We start from the raw sequence: 525 nt of genomic DNA, 5'->3' as shown, positions 1-525 counted from the left end.
CCAGCCGAAGCCGAGCAACGCTACTACGCCATGCTGGAACAACCCGCGATGGCGGCATAACTTAAACCAAATGGCCTCCGGCAAACCCGGGGCGGTTCAACTGGGCAAAAAGCTGCCTTTAAATTATCGATTGCGAGTGGCGATAGCCGCTCATCAGCAGCAAAACCCGCCAAACATTGGCGGGTCTTTTCCGTTGGTTTAAGAGCAACAGGTGCGGGACTGCCGAACCGGACGCAACGGTCAACGTTTCGCGGGCGGGCCGTTCTTGTTACCGGGCAGGCCCTTCACGTTGGTCGGATCCTGCTGCTGCACCGTCCTGTCACCTGCTGAACCCATGGTACCCTGTCCAGGAGGTGGTCCGCTCTTGCCTCCGGGCGCGCCGCTTATGCCGGCGCCTGAGTTCTGCGCGCTGGTGGCAGTTGAAGCGTAAGCGCTGTTTCGGTCCCACCTTCCATTGAAGGCGTCGAGCGAGGCATGATCGATCTCTGATTGGAGATCGGCTTTTGTCTAAGCTTGACCATATGC

At 58.9% G+C, this 525-nt stretch carries 1 protein-coding gene; it reads left to right on the top strand.

The features are described 5' to 3' along the window. Window positions 1–202, top strand: a 202-nt coding sequence (locus tag IVB41_RS24680) for a hypothetical protein (protein WP_247435811.1), incomplete at its 5' end; no start/stop codon positions are given. Between the last annotated feature and the right edge of the window lie 323 nt (window positions 203–525).

The organism is Bradyrhizobium sp. 44, from assembly GCF_023073095.1.
In the GTDB taxonomy this organism is placed as follows: domain Bacteria; phylum Pseudomonadota; class Alphaproteobacteria; order Rhizobiales; family Xanthobacteraceae; genus Bradyrhizobium.
The sequence above is the reverse complement of the archived record's forward strand: the minus strand, read 5'-3'. Positions and strand labels throughout refer to the sequence as shown.